We start from the raw sequence: 837 nt of genomic DNA on the forward strand, positions 1-837 counted from the left end.
TAAACATAAATCTATGGCTGGGGCACTAGGATTCGAACCTAGGATGGCGGTATCAAAAACCGCTGCCTTACCGCTTGGCTATGCCCCAAACTAAACGTCTTCTTAACATTTAGCATAAAGAAACAAAAATAAAATATGTAAAATTGATCATTTTTTGTTAAATTAAATAATGAAAAAAAGCCTGTTCATATCATTTTTCTTGATATTTTTATTTCTGACAAACGTAAATTCAATTGAGTGGAAAACCAATGATTGGCAAACAAAAATTAATGAAACAATAAGAGATGAATTTAAATCATCAAAAAAAATGATTTTGCCTTTAGAAAATGGTGAGTGGACTTTAGTAGATAAATGGAATGAACACTTATTTGCGGCAATCGAAGCGTATGAAGTTACGTTTGTGAGATTTGATGGACAAACTCCTGTAGCTTATTTTTCAATCGGAAAAATAGATAACTTAAGTAAATGGATTGCTTATATTTCTCCAATAATTCAGGCTCAGGTATTTAAACCCGAAGAAGAAGGTTGTAGAGAAAGGCAACATTATAATTACTTAAAATTTTATAAAAAAGGATTTGCTCATAATTGCATGGTCGCAAACATACTTGATGTTAAAAGATATTTGTCCCCCTCAGATTCTACTGGAGATGAAGTTTTTACAGCCGCATTAAGAAATTATATAAAAAAAAATAATATAAATATGCCTGACATATTTTTAAGATATTTCGCATCTTATCATTCTTTAACTGTACGACCTTCTTGGTATGTAATATCTTACGGTATTACACCTGAGGCTTTCGCCAATTATAAACCAAAATTTACTTCTCGAGATACAAC

1 protein-coding gene and 1 tRNA gene are annotated in these 837 nt (G+C 30.9%); one reads left to right on the forward strand and one right to left on the reverse strand.

Annotated elements, in window-relative coordinates:
• Window positions 1–14: 14 nt before the first annotated feature.
• Window positions 15–88: transfer RNA gene (locus AMN78_RS00020), tRNA-Gln, on the reverse strand.
• An 81-nt stretch (window positions 89–169) separates the two neighbouring features.
• Between AMN78_RS00020 and AMN78_RS00025 the strand changes: the two genes are divergently transcribed.
• A partial coding sequence (locus AMN78_RS00025; protein ID WP_143323137.1) for a hypothetical protein occupies window positions 170–837 on the forward strand: 668 nt, incomplete at its 3' end.

Source organism: Candidatus Pelagibacter communis, assembly GCF_001179945.1.
GTDB classification, from domain to species: Bacteria; Pseudomonadota; Alphaproteobacteria; order Pelagibacterales; family Pelagibacteraceae; genus Pelagilacustribacter; species Pelagilacustribacter ubique_A.